Origin of the sequence: Bradyrhizobium sp. CCBAU 25360 (genome assembly GCF_028128695.1) — a bacterium.
GTDB lineage: Bacteria > Pseudomonadota > Alphaproteobacteria > Rhizobiales > Xanthobacteraceae > Bradyrhizobium > Bradyrhizobium ottawaense.
The window spans coordinates 478,376-498,303 of sequence record NZ_LBJA01000041.1; the positions used below are offsets into that span (position 1 = coordinate 478,376).

The 19,928-nt window shown below is 65.0% G+C and carries 20 protein-coding genes; 3 read left to right on the forward strand and 17 right to left on the reverse strand.

Annotation, left to right across the window (positions count from 1 at the left end; all coding sequences use genetic code 11):
- The first annotated feature begins 167 nt into the window (after positions 1–167).
- Positions 168–485 carry a ribbon-helix-helix domain-containing protein gene (locus XH81_RS23875; RefSeq protein WP_097669104.1) on the forward strand — a complete coding sequence of 106 codons (318 nt, stop codon included), beginning with the start codon at positions 168–170 and terminating at the stop codon, positions 483–485.
- Between the two features lie 220 nt (positions 486–705).
- Here the strand turns inward: XH81_RS23875 and XH81_RS23880 are convergent, their stop codons facing one another.
- The 4 genes from XH81_RS23880 to XH81_RS23895 are packed head-to-tail and all read right to left on the reverse strand — an operon-like array spanning position 706 to position 3,638.
- Entirely contained in the window at positions 706–2,274 is a 1,569-nt protein-coding gene (locus XH81_RS23880; RefSeq protein WP_038971149.1) for a GMC family oxidoreductase, read from the reverse strand.
- Positions 2,275–2,304: 30 nt separating this feature from the next.
- A complete protein-coding gene (locus XH81_RS23885) occupies positions 2,305–2,853 on the reverse strand; it encodes a Twin-arginine translocation pathway signal (protein WP_097669105.1) in 549 nt (182 codons plus the stop codon).
- 35 nt (positions 2,854–2,888) lie between these two features.
- Positions 2,889–3,284 (reverse strand): VOC family protein, encoded by a 396-nt coding sequence (locus XH81_RS23890; RefSeq protein ID WP_028140132.1) that lies wholly within the window; start codon positions 3,282–3,284, stop codon positions 2,889–2,891.
- Positions 3,285–3,638 (reverse strand): c-type cytochrome, encoded by a 354-nt coding sequence (locus XH81_RS23895; RefSeq protein ID WP_333913676.1) that lies wholly within the window; start codon positions 3,636–3,638, stop codon positions 3,285–3,287.
- A gap of 335 nt (positions 3,639–3,973) precedes the next feature.
- On the opposite strand from XH81_RS23895, the gene XH81_RS23900 reads away from it, so the two are divergent.
- The gene (locus XH81_RS23900; RefSeq protein ID WP_038947481.1) at positions 3,974–4,282 is read left to right on the forward strand and encodes a hypothetical protein; all 309 of its coding nucleotides are present in this window, start codon (positions 3,974–3,976) and stop codon (positions 4,280–4,282) included.
- Positions 4,283–4,344: 62 nt separating this feature from the next.
- On the opposite strand, the gene arfB is transcribed toward XH81_RS23900, so the two are convergent.
- The 7 genes from arfB to XH81_RS23935 form a co-directional block, all read right to left on the reverse strand.
- On the reverse strand, positions 4,345–4,761 hold the full coding sequence (arfB, locus tag XH81_RS23905) for an alternative ribosome rescue aminoacyl-tRNA hydrolase ArfB (RefSeq protein WP_028140135.1): 417 nt from the start codon (positions 4,759–4,761) through the stop codon (positions 4,345–4,347).
- Between the two features lie 117 nt (positions 4,762–4,878).
- Entirely contained in the window at positions 4,879–6,246 is a 1,368-nt protein-coding gene (locus tag XH81_RS23910; RefSeq protein WP_028140136.1) for a M16 family metallopeptidase, read from the reverse strand.
- Positions 6,243–7,637 (reverse strand): M16 family metallopeptidase, encoded by a 1,395-nt coding sequence (locus XH81_RS23915; RefSeq protein ID WP_442868203.1) that lies wholly within the window; start codon positions 7,635–7,637, stop codon positions 6,243–6,245. The genes XH81_RS23910 and XH81_RS23915 overlap by 4 nt, the downstream gene beginning before the upstream one ends.
- A 190-nt stretch (positions 7,638–7,827) precedes the next feature.
- Entirely contained in the window at positions 7,828–8,553 is a 726-nt protein-coding gene (locus tag XH81_RS23920; protein WP_028140138.1) for a hypothetical protein, read from the reverse strand.
- 95 nt (positions 8,554–8,648) lie between these two features.
- Positions 8,649–9,143 (reverse strand): signal peptidase II, encoded by a 495-nt coding sequence (gene lspA / locus XH81_RS23925; RefSeq protein WP_028140139.1) that lies wholly within the window; start codon positions 9,141–9,143, stop codon positions 8,649–8,651.
- Positions 9,144–9,153: 10 nt separating this feature from the next.
- Entirely contained in the window at positions 9,154–12,162 is a 3,009-nt protein-coding gene (gene ileS, locus XH81_RS23930) for an isoleucine--tRNA ligase (RefSeq protein WP_028140140.1), read from the reverse strand.
- A gap of 203 nt (positions 12,163–12,365) precedes the next feature.
- Positions 12,366–13,337: a bifunctional riboflavin kinase/FAD synthetase gene (locus XH81_RS23935; RefSeq protein WP_028140141.1), complete on the reverse strand. Its 972-nt coding sequence runs from the start codon at positions 13,335–13,337 to the stop codon at positions 12,366–12,368.
- Between the two features lie 229 nt (positions 13,338–13,566).
- Between XH81_RS23935 and XH81_RS23940 the strand changes: the two genes are divergently transcribed.
- Positions 13,567–13,962: a response regulator gene (locus tag XH81_RS23940; RefSeq protein ID WP_008567674.1), complete on the forward strand. Its 396-nt coding sequence runs from the start codon at positions 13,567–13,569 to the stop codon at positions 13,960–13,962.
- A 186-nt stretch (positions 13,963–14,148) separates the two neighbouring features.
- On the opposite strand, the gene XH81_RS23945 is transcribed toward XH81_RS23940, so the two are convergent.
- The 6 genes from XH81_RS23945 to XH81_RS23970 form a co-directional block, all read right to left on the reverse strand.
- Entirely contained in the window at positions 14,149–15,003 is an 855-nt protein-coding gene (locus tag XH81_RS23945) for a TIGR01459 family HAD-type hydrolase (protein WP_028140142.1), read from the reverse strand.
- Positions 15,004–15,018: 15 nt separating this feature from the next.
- Positions 15,019–16,524, reverse strand: a complete 1,506-nt coding sequence (locus tag XH81_RS23950; RefSeq protein ID WP_028140143.1) for an EAL domain-containing protein — start codon at positions 16,522–16,524, stop codon at positions 15,019–15,021.
- 149 nt (positions 16,525–16,673) lie between these two features.
- Positions 16,674–17,804, reverse strand: coding sequence for a YihY/virulence factor BrkB family protein (locus XH81_RS23955; protein ID WP_028140144.1), 1,131 nt, complete (start codon positions 17,802–17,804; stop codon positions 16,674–16,676).
- Complete coding sequence (locus XH81_RS23960) at positions 17,805–18,392, reverse strand: phage holin family protein (protein WP_271596386.1); 588 nt, start codon at positions 18,390–18,392, stop codon at positions 17,805–17,807.
- 91 nt (positions 18,393–18,483) lie between these two features.
- Positions 18,484–19,443: a 50S ribosomal protein L3 N(5)-glutamine methyltransferase gene (prmB, locus tag XH81_RS23965; RefSeq protein WP_028140146.1), complete on the reverse strand. Its 960-nt coding sequence runs from the start codon at positions 19,441–19,443 to the stop codon at positions 18,484–18,486.
- Positions 19,443–19,925, reverse strand: coding sequence for a molybdenum cofactor biosynthesis protein MoaE (locus XH81_RS23970; protein ID WP_028140147.1), 483 nt, complete (start codon positions 19,923–19,925; stop codon positions 19,443–19,445). Before XH81_RS23970 ends, prmB begins: the two co-directional genes overlap by 1 nt.
- Positions 19,926–19,928: the final 3 nt, after the last annotated feature.

The window sequence follows — 19,928 nt, forward strand, 5'->3', positions numbered from 1 at the left end:
GCGGTGCAGCCGCCTGGGGAAGAGGGCTACCTATCACATTGAAGACATTGAGCGTTCGAGAAAGTTGCGCAACCGGGATCGGCCGACATCCGACGACGGTCCGGATTGTGAGGCGCCGGGCAGCGGTGTAGCATCGTGAAAAAACGGTAACAGGACGGGAGGACGCCATGTGCCATCTCTTTGCGCATCAGCCCCAGGGCGACTACGAATCCCAGACCCGCTCCTTGCGGATCGGCGGCCATTGCACCTCTATCCGGCTGGAAATGGCGTTCTGGGATACGCTGGAGGAGATCGCTGCCAGGGAGCATATGAGCGTCGGCAAGTTCCTGACCACGCTCTACAACGAGGTCCTCGACCATCACGGCGAGGTCAACAATTTCGCCTCGCTGCTGCGCTGCTCGTGTCTGATCTATCGCTCGAAGAGCATGGCGACGGTGCCGGAGTTCAAGGCGACGGTGGCACCGATTCTCGATGCGGCGGAGTAGCAGGTAGGCGCGAGCACGCTTCCACAATGTCGTCCCGGCGAACGCCGGGACCCATACCGCGTGATCTCGGTGTTGCAGAAGGTCGGTGTACCGAACGATCAATCTTCGCCAAATGTCTCCCTGTGGTTATGGGTCCCGGCGTTCGCCGGGACGACACCTTGGGTGTGGATACGCAATCCCTCAACGTCGCCATCGCTGGCGCGGTGACAACACCCCTTCCTCAAATCTCCTTCTTCTGCATCGCCCCCGCAATGTAATCCGCCTGCCGGATCGCCAGCGCGACGATGGTCAGCGTCGGGTTGCAGGCAGCCCCGCTGGTGAACTGGCTGCCGTCCGAGACGAACAGGTTCTTGACGTCGTGGCTCTGTCCGAACTTGTTGACGACGCCGTCGCGCGGCTTCTCGCTCATGCGGTTGGTGCCGAGATTGTGGGTGCTCGGATAGGGCGGCGTCGGATAGGTCACGGTGGCGCCGACGGCGTCGTAGACCGCAGCGCCCTGCTTGTAGGCGTGCGCGCGCATCGCGAGATCGTTGGGATGATCGTCGAAATGTACGCTCGCGACCGGCTGCCCGAACTTGTCCTTCACGCGAGGGTCGAGCGTGATGCGGTTGGTCTCCTGCGGCATGTCCTCGCCGACCAGCCACATGCCGGCCATCCTGGGATAACCGTCGAGCGCTGCGGTGAATGGACGGCCCCAGGCGCCGGGATTGAGGAACGCCGCCATGAACGGCAGCCCGATCGACAGCGTCTCCATCTCGTAGCCGCCGACGAAGCCGCGCTTCGGATTGTTGGCGGCTTCATCGCGGATGATCCCGGCCATGGTGGTGCCGCGATACATGTGCACGGACTTCTCGAATACGGCATAGACGCTGCCGGTCATGTGCCGCATGTAGTTGCGGCCGACCTGGCCCGATGAGTTGCCAAGGCCGTCGGGGAACATGGTCGAGGCGCTGTTGAGCAGCAGCCGCGGGCTCTCGATCGAATTGCCGGCGACCGCGACGATGCGCGCCTTCTGCCGTTGCATCGCGCCGTTCTCGTCGGCGTAGACGACGCCGGTGACCTTGCCCCCAGCGTCATGCTCGATCTTGATCGCCATGCTGCTCGGTCGCACTTCGAGATTGCCGGTCGCCTCGCCCTTGGGGATCTCGGTATAGAGCGTCGACCATTTCGCGCCGGATTTGCAGCCCTGGAAGCAGAAGCCGATCTGCTGGCAGGCGCCGCGGCCGTCGCGCGGTTGGCTGTTGATCGCCATGTTGCCGGTGTGCACGGTCTTGTAGCCGAGCTTCCTGGCGCCGGCTTCCAGCACCTTGAAATTATTGTTGCCGGGAAGGCCGGGAATGCCGTTGGTGCGGGTCACGCCCATCTTGTTCTCGGCCTTGGCGTACCACGGCTCCATTTCGGCGAGGGTAACCGGCCAGTCGAGGAGGTTTGCGCCGGGAAGGTTGCCGTAGGTGCTCTTCACCCTGAACTCGTGCTCGTCGAAGCGCAGCGAGGCGCCGGCCCAATGGGTCGTCGAGCCGCCGACCGCCTTGACGATCCAGGCGGGAAGGCCGGAAAAATCCTTGGCGACGCGCCACGTGCCCGACGTGGTGCGTGCATCGGTCCAGGCGAGCTGGGAAAAACTCTCCCATTCGTCGTTGACGAAGTCGTGGTTCTCGATGCGGGGACCCGCTTCGAGAATAACCACCTTGACGCCCTTCTGCGCGAGCTCGTTGCCCAGCGTGCCGCCGCCGGCACCGGAGCCGACGATCACCACAACGCTGGAGTCGTTCAGATCGAATTTTGCCATATGCGTTCTCCTGAACCGTTGGGGTGGGTCTCAAGCCTTCGGCAGCCAGTCGATGTCGGCGAAGCCACGGTTGATGTAGCCGCCGTGCTCGGCCGAGGAGCCCTCGTAGCCGAAGCGTGGCCAGACCTCCTTCTGGTTGTAGAGCGACACGATGAGGTCGCCGCGCACCTTCTGGAAGAAGTCGCTTCCCTCAATCTCCTTCAAGAGCACCACACGGTCGGCTTCCCATGGCACTTCGACATAGGGCAGCTTGTGGCGATCCCGCGCATTCTGATCTAGCCGCGTGATGCCGTCGCTGATCAGCGACTTGACGACGGGATCCTTCGCCGCCTTGCCGTCCCACGGCTTGATCGCGGTGATGTAGTAGTTGTCGCCGAGCACGTCGTGCGGGTAGATGTCGCGCGCGACTTTCAGCAATGTCTTCATCGTTGCGGGCGAGAGCGCGCTGGAATCATCGGCCCACGCATCCTCGATGCTCACAGCGACGCTGGTCGCGACGGCCACGACCGGCACGGCGGTCGCCGCGCCCTTGAGAAAGACGCGGCGGCTGTGCTTGCTTCGACGATCGACTTCTCTCATGGCATTCCTCCGTCAATTTTGATTTTATGATTGGATCAGTTGAAACGTCCGCCCCGCTGGATCACCTCGATCTTGTAGCCATCGGGATCGCTGACGAAGAAGAAGCGCGCCAGCGTCCTGCCGTCGTGCTTGAAATCGCGTAAGGGCCCTGGCGCGAGCTTCTCGCGCTCGAAGCGGGCATGCTCGGTCTCGAGATCCTCGACCACGACGGCGAGATGGCCGTAGCCGTCGCCGGGCTGGTACGGCTCCTTGCGATCGAAATTCACCGTCAGCTCGACCTCGAAAGGTGAGGAGGGATGACGCAGATAGATCAGGGCGAAGTCCGCGAATTTCAGATGGTCGGCGACTTCGAGGCCGAAGGCACGCCGGTAGAAGTCGAGCGAGCGCGCTTCATCAAGCACGCGGATCATGGAATGCACCGGCTTTGCCATTCAGTGCTGCTCCTTCAGGTAAGCGATGATGGCGGCGCGCGTCTCCGGCTTGCCTTGCCGGTAGGCCATGACGACGCCGGGAATGACGGCTTGCGGATTGGTCAGCCACGCGTCGAGCCGGGCTTCGTCCCAGGTGAAATCCGCGTTCGCGAGGCCTTGCGAATACCTGAAGCCCTCGACCTTGCCGGCGGGACGGCCCACGACCTTGAGCAGCGGCGGTCCCTGGCGCGCCGGCTCCGACAGGCTCAACGTGTGGCACGCCGCGCATTGTTGCTTGAAGAGTGTCGCGCCAGCTGGCGGCATCGCGGCCGGCAAAGGCATTTGCGCGTCGGCAACCCGCACCACCAGCACCATCGCGGTGCACAATCCCAGCACGAACGCGCGCATCGTCTAGAGCCGCCCATCCACATCAACCTGCGCAAACTCTAGGCGGCGTCAGATGGGCGGTGGTAGTAGCGGGCTGTTTCGTTGCGCGCGGAGATGCTCGTGGGTCGCGCGTGTTCCGCGCCGCCTTATATGCGGAGCACAATTCCGCGAAACCGCCGTCAAATCCCTAAACGATCACCACACCATGCGCATTGCATGACGATTGCGCCGCTCGAATTCTCGACGCGATGCAATGGCCCGGTACAGACGAGCGGCGCGAAAGCCGCCGGGCCATTCATCGCGAAAAAATCCAGGAGAAATGGATGAAGTTGGTCAAGACCTCGATGATCGCATGCGCTCTGTCGGCTCTCATTGCGACGCCCGTTCTCGCGCAAAGCGCGCCCCCCACCGCCAAGCCGGGCGGCACCGTGCAGAGCAAACCCATGCAAGGCGGCACGATGGGCAACGGCGACGAGGAGATGAATGCTCAGCCGGGCGCGGCGGGCGAGAAGGCCGGCATGAAATCGACCAAGGGCACCAGGGGTACGGTCGGCACCACAGGCAGCGCTGCGCACAAGGGAACGGCCGACGATGCGGCGACGGGCGGCGCAGCCCCTTCCAAGCGTTACTAGTCCAGCCGCGTAAGACGGCACAACTCCGGTCGCCTCGCGGCCGGAGTTTTTTGCCGCGCTAATTAGTCGTCGAAGCGCCCGCCGCGTCCGGCCTTGACGTCGCTGCGGCGCTTCTTGCCGTCGAGCCGGCGCTGCTTTGAGCCAAAAGTCGGCTTTGTCGCCCGACGCGGCTTTGGCCGCACCATGGCTTCGCGCAGCATCTCCGTGAGGCGGTCGATGGCATCCTGGCGGTTGCGCTCCTGGGTACGGAAGCGCTGCGCCTGGATCACGATCACGCCGTCCTTGGTCATGCGCTGACCGGCGAGGCGGGCGAGCCGAATCGCCGCATCCTCCGGCAGGGTCAGCTTGCGCGCGTCGAAGCGCAGCTGCGCCGAGGTCGCGACCTTGTTGACGTTCTGCCCGCCCGGGCCGGAAGCACGGACAAAGCCGATCTCGATGTCGTCCTCGTCGATGACGAGATCGCGGGATATCCGCAGCATGATGGCACCATTCGTGATGTCCGGACATATCGCGGACGTCTGCATTGGGCAATGGTGCTTGGTGGAAACGCAAATGGCCGGGCGAGCCCGGCCATTTCAGGACATCCGAGAGGGACGTCAGTTCGACTTCGTCGCCGGAGCCGCGGACGGCTGCGCCGCGGCCTGCGGGGCGCGGCCGACGACGACGGTCAGGAGACCCTGGCCCCAAAGGCGCTTGGCGGCGGCCTTGGCGTCGTCCAGCGTCACGGCGTCGACGATGGCATTGCGCTTCTCGATATAGTCGATCGGCAGCTTGTCCTGCTGGTACTGCAGCAGCGCCTGCGCCAGCTTGGAGGAGGTGTCGAGCGCCAGCATCTGCGAGCCCTTGAGGTAGGACTTGGCCTCGTCGAGCTCCTTCTGCGTCGGGCCTTCCTCGGCGATCCGGCGCACTTCCTTGTCGATGGCGTCGATGGTGTCGCCGGCGCGGTCGGCGCGCGTGCCGGTATTGCCGATGAACACCGCCGAATGCTCCATCCAGAGCAGCGATTCGAACACCGAATAGGCCAGGCCTCGCTTCTCGCGGACCTCGCGATAGAGCCTGGAGGACAAGCCACCGCCGCCGAGGATGTGATTGACGACATAGGCCGCCATGAAGTTCGGATCGCTGCGCTTCACCCCTGGGCCACCGAATGTGATCACGGTCTGCGGCACGTCGAGCGTCACGAAGGCGCGCTGCGGCGGCTTTGCGGCCTCGACGTCCGGAACCGGCGTGAGGTTGGCCTTGGCGGGCAGGCTGCCGAAGGTATGGTCGAGCAGCTTGCCGAGGGTCGCCGGATCGACGTCGCCGACGACAGCGATCTTCAGCCCATCCTTTGCAAGCACGCGGCCGACATAGTCTTTCATGTCGGGGACCGTAATGGTCGGCACGCTGTCGAGGTTGCCGTTGGTCTGCCGGCCATAGGGATGATCGCCGAAGGCGACCTCCAGGAACTTGCGGCTCGCCAGCGAGGTCGGATTGGTGGTCTCGCGGCGCAGGCCCGAGACGACCTGCGAGCGGATGCGTTCGACATCGGCGGTGTCGAAATGCGGCGAGGTCAACGCGCTCCTGAGCAGGTCGAAGGCCTCGTCCTTGTTGTCGCGCAACATGCGCAGGCTGCCGCGGAAGGTGTCGCGGGTGGCGCTGAAGGAGAGCTCGATGGCGCGGCGGTCGAGCCGCTCGTGGAAGGTCTTGGAGTCGAGATCGCCGGAGCCTTCGTCGAGCAGGTCGCCGACCAGGTTGGCGACGCCCGGCTTGTCCTTGGGATCCTGCGCCGAGCCGCCGGCAAAGGAATATTCCATGGCGATCAGCGGCACGGTTGCGTCCTGCACGAACCAGGCTTCGATACCGCCCGGCGAGATCAGGTGCTGGATCTTTGCGGCCGCCTGTGACGGCGAGACCGCAGCGAGCGCGAGCGCAGCGCCGGTGGCAAGGGAGAATGCAGCGCGTCGAAGGAAGGGATAGGTCACGAACGCTTCTCCTCGCGCTTGGTGGCGGCAGTGTCCTTGATCAGATAGCCCGTCACCGAGCGCTTCTTCTCGAGCCATTTCTGCGCAACGGCGCGGACCTGCTCGGCGGTGACCGCGCGGATGCGGTCGGGCCAGCTCCTGATGTCCTCGATCGACAGGCCCGTGGTCAGCGCGCCGCCATACCAGCGTGCCAGCACCGCCTGATTGTCCTGGGCGTAGATCGCCTCCGCGATCAGCTGGGTCTTGACCCGCTCCAGATCCTCGGCGCGGATCGGGTTCTGCGCGACATTGGCGATGACGCCGTCGACCGCCTGCTCGACCTCGGCAAAGCTGACGCCGGGTTTTGGTGAGGCCGAGATGGCGAACTGGGTCGGGTCGAGTGAGATGCTCGAATAGCTGGCGTTGGCGGAGACCGCGAGCGGCTTGTCGACGACGAGGGCGCGGTAGAGATAGGAATTGCTGCCACTGCCCATCAGCTGCGCCAACACGTCGAGTGCCGCGCTTTCACCGGCCGCAGCCGTGGTTGCCGAGGGCACCAGATAATAGCGCCGCATGCTCGGCTGCTCGACGCGCGGGTCGGCCAGCGTGACGGTGCGCGGGGCGGCGGGCTCCGGCTCCTGCGGACGGACGCGCCGCGCCGGAATCGCTGATTGCGCCGGGATGGAGCCGAAATTGCGCTCCACCAGCGGGCGTATGTCGGCGGCCTCGACGTCGCCGGCGATCACCAGGATCGCGTTGTTCGGCGCATAGAAGCGGCGGTAGAAGGCGAGTGCGTCCTCGCGGTCGAGCTTCTCGATCTCCTGATGCCAGCCGATCACGGGACGGCCGTAGGGATGATTGAGATAGAGCGCGGCCATGATCTGCTCGTTCAGCCGCGCGTCCGGATTGTTGGCGACGCGCATATTGTACTCTTCGAGCACGACGTCGCGCTCGGGCAGCACGTTCTCGTCCTTCAGGATGAGGCCCGTCATGCGGTCGGCCTCGAACTCCATCATGGTCGGCAGCTGCTCTTTCGGCACGCGCTGGTAATAGTTGGTGTAGTCGACCGAGGTCGAGGCGTTCTCGTTGCCGCCGACGCGAAGCACGGTCTGGGAGAATTCGCCGACGGGATGCTTCGAGGTGCCCTTGAACATCAGGTGCTCGAGGAAGTGGGCGAGGCCGGACTTGCCCGGCGTCTCGTCGGCCGAGCCGACCTTGTACCAGATCATCTCGGTGACGACGGGCGTGCGGTGGTCGGGGATCACCACGACCTGCATGCCGTTGCTGAGCGTGAAGTTGGCGGGCGGGGCCGATGTTACCGTGGTCTGGGCAAGGGCCGCGCCGGCCGAGAGGATGCTCGTCGAAAGCAGCGCGGCAAAGAGGCAGGCAGCCGATCGGTAAGAGGACATCATGATCCTTTTGAAAGGCCGAGGTCCGGATGTCCGGCTCGGACGGCACGGCATGCTACACCGTGCGGCTGAGGCTTCGCGTCACGAAGCAGAGAACCCAACGCGGTGGCAAGTTACTGATCAGCAATTTATGCGCCTCGGCCGGCGTACATGAAGCGCCGGCGCGGGGTTTCGGGTCTGTGGAACAGGAACGCTATTGTTCCTTGTCCTTGCCGGACATGATGTCGAAATAGGTCCGCCGCGACTTGTCCGGTCCGGCGCCATAGGAGTAGTTCGGAGACGGCGTCTGATAGCCCGGCGGCGGCTCGACCAGCGACTGGCGCGGCGGCTCCTCGGTGAATTTCTTTTCTTCGGTGGCGTTGCCGCCCTTCATCATATTCCACAGGCCGCCGGAGAAGCCGAGTTCGGCGGGGCTGAGTGACGGATTGCCGTTGGTGCCCGGCTGGATCGGGTCATTGCTTGTCCGGGGGGCTGCGGCGACCTGGCCGGCCTTCATCTCGGCAGGCGTCAGCTGTCGGGCGGCCTGCCAGTTTTCCGTTTCCTTGGTCGCCTTCTTGCGCGCGGCGATGGCTTCCTTGCGGCGCTTCTCCTCGGGGTCCTTGGGCCAGTTCGGAGCGGCCTTGGCCTGGGTCGCGGGAGGCGGCAGGTCGAGCTTGGGCGGCACCACCAGCGGCGAGCGCTCGCGGTATTCGATGCCGGGCTTTTCCATGCTCTTGGCGCCGATGCCGGACATCAGATTGTCGATGATCTTCTCTTCGAAGGTCATCCCGTCATCTTCCTCGTCGTCGTCACCGGCGCGGGCTGCGCCGGCCGACATGACGAGACCGATGCCGAGCGCGACAGCGGACAATTTCAACGCCTGCCAAAGCCCCGATCGGGGGTCTCGAACCATCGAAAAGCTGGTCTTCGAGCTGCGCATTACTGTACCTGTTCCATATTGTGTCAGATCGCCGCTCGCACGCGGCAAACCCTCGCAAAGGCCGGGTTCCACCTGCCGGTCCGTATCGGCCGGGATCAGGGCGCTTTTGCGGCGGGTACCCCCAGGAAGGAATCATACAATAGCCCCGCCACCCCAGCAACGATGGCCACGTCGGCGAGGTTAAACACATACCAATTATAGGTATTTCCGCCGATCTCGATGTGGAGCAGGGCGAAATCGACCACCGCGCCATAGGCGAGGCGGTCGATGCCGTTGCCGATGGCGCCGCCGATGATCAGCCCCAGCGCGACCGTGGCAAGCCGGGTGTGCGAGCGGGCCATCCAGATCGCCAGCGCGACCACGGCGATGGCCTTGACGGCCATCAGCGCGAGCTGTGCCGCCTGGCTGTCGTTCTGGAGCCAGCCGAAGCTGATGCCGATATTCCAGGCCAGCACCAGGTCGAAGAACGGCGTCACCTTCACCACGCCGCGACGGGCGAGGTCGAACCCGTTCAGCAGCCAGAGCTTCGAGGCCTGGTCGGCCACAAGCGTGACCAGGGCCGCGAGGATGCCGGCGCGGAGCGGGGTCATGGGGTGCCGATCAGACGCTCACGCCCAACGCCTTCCACTCGCGCAGTGCTTGTGCGTCGCGCGGGGTGACGTCGGGGTATTCAGCGTCTTCGCCGACCGTCGGGGAGATCTTCCAGGAGCGGGCGCATTTGGTGCCGACCGCCTTCTCCACCACGACCGCGACACCGGGCACGGCATCGAGCCGGAATGCATCGGCGGGAGCCTCGCCCTCACGCACCTCGTAGTTCGAGGTGATGCAGATTTCGGCCAGGTCGACGTCGAACAGCGTCATCAGCATGTCCCGGTCGGCGACATAAATCACCGGCGAGGCTTCCAGCGACGAGCCGATGTTCTTGGCGGCGCGTTCGAGCTCGAGCGCGCCCGTGACGACACGGCGGACGTTACGGATCGCTTCCCATTTCGCGGCGAGCTTGTCGTCGCGCAAGGCTTCGAGATCGTTCGGGAACTGGGTCAGATGCACCGACGGTTCGGCGTTGGGGCGATACATGCGCCAGCCTTCCTCCGCGGTGAAGCTGAGGATCGGCGCCAGCCATTTCAGGACCGAGGCGCACAACAGGTCGATCGTCGTCAGCGCCGCCTTGCGCGTCGGCGACGACGGCGGATCGCAATAAAGCGTGTCCTTGCGGATGTCGAAATAGAACGCCGAGAGTTCGCTGTTCAGGAAAGCGGACAGGATCGCGACCACCGACTTGAAGTCGAACTCCTGATAGGCCTTGCCGATGGCGGCGGCGCGGATCGCGAGCTCGTGCAGCATCAGCCGCTCGAGCTCGGGCATCTCGGCGGGCGCGACCGCCTCAGTCGGCTTGTAATGATGCAGCGTGCCGAGCATCCAGCGCACGGTGTTGCGCAGCTTGCGGTAGGTCTCGACCGTGTTCTTCAGGATCTCGGGACCGATGCGCTGGTCGTCGGTGTAGTCGCAAGACGCGACCCAGAGCCTCAAGATGTCGGCGCCGGATTCCTTGATGACGGCCTGCGGCTCGATGGTGTTGCCGAGTGACTTCGACATCTTGCGGCCGTCCTCGGCCTGGGTGAAGCCGTGGGTCAGCACGATGTCGTAAGGAGCCCGACCGCGCGTGCCGCAGCTCTCCAGCAGCGAGGAGTGGAACCAGCCGCGATGCTGGTCCGAGCCTTCCAGATACATCACCGTGTCGGTGCCGCCGTCGACCTTGCGCTTGATGCCGGCGAGCCCGGGAAACTGCACGGGGTCTTCGAGCACGAAGGCGTGCGTCGAGCCGGAATCGAACCAGACGTCGAGAATGTCGTCGACCTTCTGCCAGTCTTCATTGGCACGCGCGCCCAGGAAGCGCTCGCGCGCGCCTTTCGCGTACCAGGCATCGGCGCCTTCCTGCTCGAAGGCATCGCCGATACGGGTATTGACGGCCTCGTCCTGGAGGATCTCGGCGGAGCCGTCGCCCTTCTCGCGCACGAACACGGCGATCGGCACGCCCCAGGCGCGCTGGCGCGAGATCACCCAATCGGGCCGCGCCTCGATCATGCCGTTGATGCGGTTTTCGCCTGAAGGCGGCACCCATTGCGTCACCGAGATCGCGTGCAGCGCGCGGGCCCGCAGCGTGTCGCCGCTCTTCGCCTTGCCGCTCGCCGCAACGTCCTTGTCCATCGCGATGAACCATTGCGGCGTATTGCGGAAGATCACCGGCTTCTTGGAGCGCCAGGAGTGCGGATATTGGTGCTTGAGCCGGCCGCGCGCCAGCAGCATGCCTCTTTCGACGAGCGCCTTGATCACGGCCTCGTTGGCGTCGCCCTTCTCGCCCTTGTCGTTGATGACACGCTTGCCGGCAAAGCCCGGCGCATGATCGGTGTAGGCGCCGTTCTCGTCGACGGTATAGGGGATTGCCGTGGTGATGCCGCGTGCATCGAGATCGCGCGCCTGCGCCATCCAGGCATCGAAGTCCTCGCGACCATGGCCAGGCGCGGTGTGCACGAAGCCGGTGCCGGTGTCGTCGGTGACGTGGTCGCCGGGCAATAGCGGCACGATGAAGTCGTAGCCGCCGGCAAGGCCCTTCAGCGGATGGGCGCATTCGATCGCGTCCATGGTGTCGCCGGGGATATCGCGCACCTTCTCGAAGGCCGTCACGCGGGCCTGCTTGAAGACCTCTTCAGCGAGCGCATCGGCGAGGATCAGGAGGTCGCCCGTCTTGGTCCAATTGTCGGCGGGCGCGTCCGTCACCTTGTACAGGCCGTAGGCGATCTTCGGCGAGAACGAGATGGCGCGGTTGCCCGGCAGCGTCCACGGCGTGGTGGTCCAGATCACGACGCTTGCGGAGGCGAGAGCGCCGTGCGCGGGCGACGTGACCGGGAATTTCACCCACACCGTATCGGAGGTGTGGTCCTCGTACTCGACCTCGGCTTCGGCCAATGCGGTCTTCTCGACCACGCTCCACATCACCGGCTTGGAGCCGCGATAGAGCGTGCCGTTGGCGGCGAACTTCATCAGCTCGCGCGCGATCTGGGCTTCGGCCGGATAGCTCATGGTGGCGTAGGGATGATCCCAATCGCCGATGACGCCGAGGCGCTTGAACTCCTCGCGTTGCACGCCGAGCCAATGCGTGGCGTAGGCGCGGCACTCCTTGCGGAAGTCGATCATCGCGGTGGAGTCGCGGAAATCGGGCTTCTGCTTGCCCTTCTTGCGATAATGCTCTTCCTCGACCTTCCATTCGATCGGCAGGCCGTGGCAGTCCCAGCCTGGCACGTAGTTGGAATCGAAGCCGAGCATCTGCTGGCTCTTGGTGACGAGATCCTTGAGGATCTTGTTCAGCGCCGTGCCGATATGGATGTTGCCGTTGGCATAGGGCGGGCCGTCATGCAGCACGAACTTGGCGCGGCCCTTCGCGCTCTCGCGCAGTCTCTCGTAGAGGCCGATCTCGTACCAGCGCTTGAGGATCTCCGGCTCGCGCTGCGGCAGGCCGGCGCGCATCGGGAATTCGGTCTGCGGCAGGAACAGGGTCTTCGAATAGTCTTTGGCTTCAGACTTTGGGGACTTTTGCGGCTTTTCGGACATGAGGCTGACTGGCTCGGAAGGGCGCGGGAACGGATGGCGATGCGGAATCGCGGGGTGAAACGACAAAATCCCGGTCTTGCGCCGAGCCCTCAGGCTCAGGCGGAAGCCGGGCCGCTAATCCCTATGATGCGCCGCGCAAACATGGGCTCTCCATAGCAGGGGGCCAAGGGAAGCGCAAAGGTTCGGGGAAGCCGGGTTCGGGCTCAATCGATGGTGCCGAGCCGCGGAAACGCGTCCGGGGCGGCCGCCAGGATGGCGCGGGCACGGGCGGAATCGTCGTCCATCTGCCGGATCAAGGCCTCCAGACTGTCGAATTTCAGCTCCTCGCGAATGAAGCCGACGAAGGCGCAGTCCAGAGCCTGCCCGTAGAGGTCGCCCTTGAAGTCGAACAGGAAGATCTCGAGGAGGGGAGCGCCATTATCAAAGGTCGGGCGGCGGCCGAAGCTCGCCACCCCGTCCAGCCGCTCAGGCCCGCGGCCGACGCGCACCGCATAGATGCCGTGCTTCAATCCGCAATTGGCGTCGAGGCGGATGTTGGCGGTGGGGTAGCCGAGATCGCGGCCGCGCTTCTCGCCGTGGATCACCTCGCCAGTGACGAACCAGGGTGCGCTCAGCATGGTGGTGGCCTCGTCCAGCTGGCCTTCGGCGAGTGCGATCCGGATCGCGCTGGAGGACACCGGCCGCTCGTCGATATCGACATGGGGCTGCACGTCGACCTCGATGCCGAGCCGGGGCGCTTCGTTGACCAGAAGGCTCGGCGAGCCGACGCGGCCTTTGCCGAAATGGAAGTCATAGCCGACCGCGATCCCGCTGACGCCGAGCCGCCCGATCAGGTCATGGTGAATGAAGTCTTGCGCGCTGGTTCCGGCACGGGCCTTGTCGAAGGTCATGACCACGGCGCCGGCAAGCCCGGTGCCGGCCAGAAGCCGCAACTTGGCCCGCTCATCCGTCAGACGGAATTGAGGGGTGTTGGGGCTGAAAAAACGCCGCGGATGCGGCTCGAAGGTCAATGCCAGCGCAGGGCGGCCCTGCGCCCGGCCCATTTCCAGGGCTGCGGCGATCACGGCGCGGTGGCCGAGATGAACCCCGTCGAAATTGCCCATGGCAACCACGGCACCCCTTGGAATAGCGGAGACCGGCGTGGTGTCGCGGATAATGGTAAAATGCGGAGCCATCAGGGGAATTCTCAAACCGGCAGGACCGGCCGGGACCGTGGCGCGACCGGCCGGATGAAGTCAAGCGGGAGGGGGCGGCCGCATCGAACGCGATTTCAGTTCTTGGGAGGCGTCCCCAATTAACGCGCTGTTTAACGCCTTGGTGCTAGTCCTTGAGCGTGGAACTGCCGGGCTCCGGCTTGGGCAGGTCCGATCGTAATATTCCTGCGTTTGTGTTGGGGGAGTCGAGATGGCGGTTGATTTGTCGATGCCGGTTCTGGTGGTGGATGACTACAGCACCATGATCCGTATCATCAGGAATCTGCTGAAGCAGCTTGGCTTCGAGAACATTGATGATGCCAGCGACGGTTCGGCAGCACTGAACAAGATGCGCGGCAAGAAATACGGGCTCGTGATCTCCGACTGGAACATGGAGCCGATGACGGGTTACGACCTGCTGCGCGAAGTGCGCGCGGATCCGAACCTCGCCACCACGCCCTTCATCATGATCACCGCGGAATCCAAGACCGAGAACGTGATCGCGGCCAAGAAGGCCGGCGTGAACAACTACATCGTCAAGCCGTTCAACGCGGCGACGCTGAAGACCAAGATCGAGGCGGTCTTCCCGGACATGGCGAGCGCGTAAGCGCCGCCTGATCCAAACACAGCTTTCTACAGAGATCGTCATGCCCGGGCTTGTCCCGGGCATTTGGCGTTACCGTCGTTCCGGGGCGCACGAAGGGGCGAACTATGGTGCGCGATTGCGCACCTGAGAACCTCGAGATTCCGGGTTCAGTGCTGCGCACTGCCCCGGAATGACGGAGCTAGAAAATCACCACTTCAGTTCGCGCATCAGCGCCTTCGGCGGGTGGCCGAACAATTCCATCACCGATGCCGGGTCGAGCTGGTCGAGACCCTCGAACTCCTCGGCATGGATGCCGCGGGTCACGAACAGGCAGTCGATGCCGAATTCGCGCGCGCCGGTTAAGTCGGTGCGGACGGAATCGCCGATCGCCAGCACTTTCTTCCGGTCGATCGGGTGGCCCTGGCGTTCGCCGGCGAGTGCCATCGCGCGCTCGTAGATCGGACGGTGCGGCTTGCCGTAGAAGATCACCTCGCCGCCGAGCTCGCGATAGAGCTCCGCGATGGCGCCGGCGCAATAGATCAGCCGGTCGCCGCGTTCCACCACGATGTCGGGGTTGGCGCAGACCAGCGTCAGCTTGCGCTCGCGCGCCTTCAGCATCATGCCGCGATAGTCTTCCGCCGTTTCGGTCTCGTCGTCATAGAGGCCGGTGCAGACGATGTAGTCGGCTTCCTCCAGCGGCGCGGTTTTCGCATCGAGGCCGCGATAGATCGAGTTGTCGCGCTCGGGGCCGAGCCAGAACATCTTGCGGCCGGGATGCTCGGCGACATAGAGCCGGGTCAGGTCGCCCGAAGACACGATCGCGTCATAGGTCTCGTCGGCGACGCCGAGCTTGCGCAATTGCCGCTGCACGCTATCGGCCGGGCGCGGTGCGTTGGTGATCAGGATCACCGTACCCCCGCGGCTGCGATAAGTGTGCAGCGCCTCGCAGGCCTCGGGGAAGGATTCGAGGCCGTTATGGACCACGCCCCAGATGTCGCTGAGCACGACATCGACACCGCCCACGAGCTCGCGCAGGCTTTCGGCGAAATGCAGCGTGGTCATGATGCGCAGCGCCGATCAGATGCGGCGCGCGAGCGCCGCGTTGCCGGTGATGCGTTGCGCCGGAGGAGCGGCTGACGTTGCGCCAGGTGTCGCGCCAGATTTCGTACCTTGGCTGGGGGGAGCGGAGCCATTGGATCCCTGAATGTCCTGCGCCTGGTTCGGCGAGGCCCCGCCGGTAGCAGATGCCCCCTCAGGCCGCAATGGCCGGGGCGGCGCGAACAGGAACCCCTGGCCGAACCGCACGTCATAGTCGAGCAGGTCCACGACCGCACGCTCGCCTTCGATCCGCTCCGCGATCAGGTCGATGCCGAAGCGGCCGAGCAGGTCGGAGAGGTCGGAGGGATGGATGTCCGAGGCCGAGGCCTGCCTGGGGTCGAGCAGCAGCGTGGCCGGCACCTTGATGAAGCGCACTCCGCGGTCGGCCAGCTCGCGCGGCTCGATGCGCAAATCGGTGACATGGTCGATCGAGAAACGGAAGCCGCGCTGAGCGAGCGCCGCGAGATTCTCGGTCTCGGCCGGGCCGAGACTGCGGAAGGTCGATTGCTTGAACTCCAGCACCAGCGAGGGCGCCAGCGCCCGGTTGGCTTCGAGGAAGTCGAGGCATTGCGCGAAGGTGGTGGAATTACCGAGCGTGGAGGCCGCGACGTTGCAGAACACGCCGACGTCCTTGTTGCGCACCATCAGGCGCCGCAGCACCTGCACACAGCGCAGCATCACCATGTTGTCGATGCGACCGATCAGCCCGGACGCTTCCGCGATGCTGATGAACTCCTCGGCGGCGATCAGCTGGTCGCGCTCGTCACGCAGGCGCGTCACCGCCTCGTAGAACCGCACCTTACGTTGCGGCAGTGTCACCATCGGCTGCAGGAAGATGTCGATGCGGTTTTCGTCGATCGCGTTGCGCAGCGTCGCCAGCAGCTGGGTCTGGTTGCGCCCGGTGACTGCCGGAACCGGATTGGCGGCCTGGGTCTGGATCGCCGGTGCCGGTCGTGACGGCGGTGCGGGCAACGGGGGAGGGGCCGCCGGCCGCTCCTCGAACGGCGCAATCAGGTCGATCGGCGCCTCCGGCTCCAGCCTGGCGATCGGAGCGGGAACGGGAGCCGGCGCTGGCGCATGGCCGGCCAACAGATCCTCATGGGTCGATACGGTGGTGGCGAGCTGCCTGACCAATCCGCCGAGCTCGTTGATCTCGCCGACCACCGACTGGATGCGGTCGGAGTTGGTCGAATTGGACGAGGCGATGCGTCCCTCGATCGCGGCTAACCGGCGGCCGAACTCCGCCACCTGGCGGGCCAGATCGGCGGTGCCGCGCGACAAATCGGCGATCTGGCCGCCGACGTCGCTGCGGTCGCGCAGCCGCATCGACACCGCGTTGTAGAGGATCAGGAAGGTCAGCGCGGTCAGCGCCACGATCGCGGATTCGGTTCCGCTGATGCCGGCGACGGCGTAGAGCACAAGCCCGAGCGAGGCCGCGACCAGTACCATGCAGATGGCGATGAAGATCGTCGAAATGCGAATCATGCCGCGCGTTACGCCTCAAAGAGCTGACTGCCTCACCCGGGAAAACACGGGTCACTGTGCGAACCCGTCACGCCTCATGCTCCCCCTAGGCCGTATGAGCTTAGCATCATTGTTGATTCGAGGGGATAGCAGCCCGGTCCCGGGCGCGGTCAGGCTGGCGCGGCGGCTCCGACCGTGTCGGCCGAGACGGCGTCGCGGGTGCCGAGCGGCTTGGATGGCCCTTCGGTCGTGTCCTTCAGCGTCTGCCGTTCGATCTCCGAATTCAGCTCGGCGCCGAACATGATGACGATTGCCGACATCCACATCCAGGTCATCAAACCGATTGCGGCGCCGAGCGAGCCGTAGGTCGCATTGTAGTTGGTAAACTCGGAGAGATACCAGGAGAGCAGCGCCGAGCCGGCAATCCAGAGAATGGCGGCAATCACCGCGCCGAGGCTGAGCCATTGCCAGCGCGGCGCATCGCGGCTGGGCGCGAAGCGGTAGAGGATGGCAAGCGCCACCAGCAGGACGAGGAACATGAGCGGCCATCGTGCCAGCGCCACGATCAGCTTGCTTTCGGGCGCCATGCCGAGATGATTGAGCGCCAGCGGGAAGGCAACGACAAGCCCCACCATCACCAGCAGCGCCACGATGCCACCGACCGTGAAGGCCAGAGACACCATGTTAAGCTTGATGAAGCTGCGCTTCTCGCGCTCCTCATAAGCGACGTTGAGTGCATCGAAGATCGCCTTGACGCCCGCATTGGCGCTCCAGATCGCCAGCACAAGGCCGAACAGGAACGTCGCACCGAGCGTGGTACTGCCATGTGAGACCACGCGCGCCACCTGCTCCTCGACGATCTGGAACGAGCCCTCAGGGAGCATCGTCGCGAGCGTCTGCAGATTGGCGCTGATCGTCTTAGGATCGGCGAACAGGCCGTAGGAGGAAACCAGCGCCGTAACCGCCGGAAAGATCGCGAGCAGCCCAAAGAACACGACGCCGCCCGCTGTCGCCAGAAGGCGATCCTCGTCGATGCGCTGATAGGTCCGCCAGAAGATATCCTTCCAGCCCTTCCAGGGGATCTCAAGCGGGCTCTTCGCGCGGCGGCCATGGCCGGGCTGCACGGCCGCGTGCGCGGGGTGCGTCTCCGGAGAATTCGCCTCGCCTTTGCGATGGTCTTGCGGCGGCCCCGATGGGACCAGGTCCCTGTCCTGAAAGTAGCGCTCCGCCGTCAGCACGAAGACGGCCGTCGCTGCCACCAGCAGCCAGGAGTCGAGCTGTTCGGAGCGCCGCAGCAGCATTCAAGCGTCCAATCTTTGACCGTGACGTCTGCGGCGCGCCGCCGTAAACCCCGCCAGCCCAATCGCCGCGAGCATCAGGCCAAGCTGCACGGGCCGGTTGGTGCGAACGGGTGAGGCCCTTCTGCCATGGCCGCGCTCGCCCGGCGCGAGCGGCACCAGGGGAATCGTCGTCGCGACCTCCTTCACCGCCTGCTTGACCGTTCCGCGCGGAATCCGAGGGGAGGCGATCGCAACGCGCATCCGGCTGGCGAGCGGTACGATCTGCTTGGTCGGCCGCTTCATCATCGCCAAGGCGACGCCGGCGCAAACCGCGGCGAGCACCAGCAGCACGGCGGCGACGGCACCAAAGCCCCAGAACTGTCCGTAGGTGATTGCAACCCAGCGGTAGAGGGCGATCAGGCCGACGAAGAAGGTCGCGATCACGAACAGCCCGGCGACCGCGAACAGACCGGCCGCGACCGCGTAGGACGTCGCGCGCCCGGTGGCCTGGCTGGTGCGGTCACGCAAATAGGATTGCGCGGCGCGCTTGAGGTGGTTGAGTTTCAGCGCCATGCCGGCGCGCAGCAATTCGCCCGATGGCGCGAGCATGCGGACATCCTCCGAGAGCGAGAAAATTCGTTCGGGGGATGAACGTGGCGGAATTTGACTTGTTCCGACGGAGCTCCGTCCGTTTGGTGAATCAGGCGAGATCGGCGGCCGCGATCCAGAACACCTCGCCCTCGGAGTCCTCGGTGTCGAGCCAGAGCAGCGGCAGTTCCGGAAAGGCCTCGTCGACCAATTCCCGGCCGCGGCCGATCTCGCAGATCAGTCCGCCGTCCGGGGTGAGGTGATCGGGCGCCTCAGCCAGGATGCGGCGGACCACGTCGAGGCCATCGGCGCCGCCGTCGAACGCGAGCTTGGGTTCGGCCCGGCACTCAGGCGGCAGTGCGGCCATGCCTTCTGCGTCGACATAGGGCGGGTTGGTGATGATCAGGTCGTAACGCGCATCGCCGAGCGGGGCGAACAGATCGCCGCGATACAGGCTGATCCGGTCCTCGAGCCCGTATTCGCCGACATTGCGCGTGGCGACCTCGAACGCGCCCTTGGAGATGTCGACGGCATCGACGGCGGCGTTCGGGAAATGATGCGCGGCGAGGATGGCGAGGCATCCCGATCCCGTGCAGAGATCGAGCACGCGCTCGACGCCCGTAGGGTCGGCGATCAGCGCTCCAGCATTGCCTTCGCCGCCGAAATGCGACTCGAGGAGCTCGCCGATGAAGGAGCGTGGAACGATGACGCGCTCGTCGACATAGAAGGGCAGGCCGCGCATGTAGATCTTGTTGACGAGATAGGCGGCCGGCTTGCGCGTGGTGACGCGTTGATGGACGAGGTCGAGGATGGTCTTGCCCTCCGCCGCCGTGACCCGTGCGTTGGCAAAAATCTCGAACTGCTCGGGATTGAGATGCAGCGCTTCGCTCACCAGGAAGGCTGCTTCGGCAATCGGATCGGTCGTCCCGTGCGCAAAGGCGAGCTCGGCTTCGACAAAGCGGCTCACCCCGTAGCGGACGAAATCGAGCAGCGTGAGAAGTTCGCCCGGGCCGACTTTGGCGAGCTTGGGCGCGGCGCGGCCGCCGACGGTCTTTTTGGATGCTTTTGCCATCAGGATCGGGTCCAGCGCGCGGCGGCCTCGTCGTCACGGGCGTGGGCCTCGACCCAGCCGGTGCCGGCTTCGCTCTCTTCCTTCTTCCAGAACGGGGCACTGGTCTTGAGGTAGTCCATCAGGAACTCGGCGGCATGGAATGCGGCCTGGCGGTGCTGCGAGGCGGTCAGCACCAGCACGATGTTCTGGCCCGGCATGAAGCGGCCGACGCGATGGATCACGGTGACGCCGTTCAGCGGCCAGCGCGAGGTCGCCTCGTCGGCATGACGCCTGATCTCTTCCTCGGCCATGCCAGGATAGTGCTCGAGCGTGAGCGCGGCGACCTTGGCGCTGTCATCGTCCGCGCGGCAGATGCCGGAGAAGCTCACGACCGCGCCGATGTCGGTCCGGCTCTTGGTCAGGACCGCGATCTCGCGCGCGATGTCGAAATCGTCTTCTTGAATACGGATGGTGACGGGGCAGCTGGCGACAGGGGAAGTCATGGC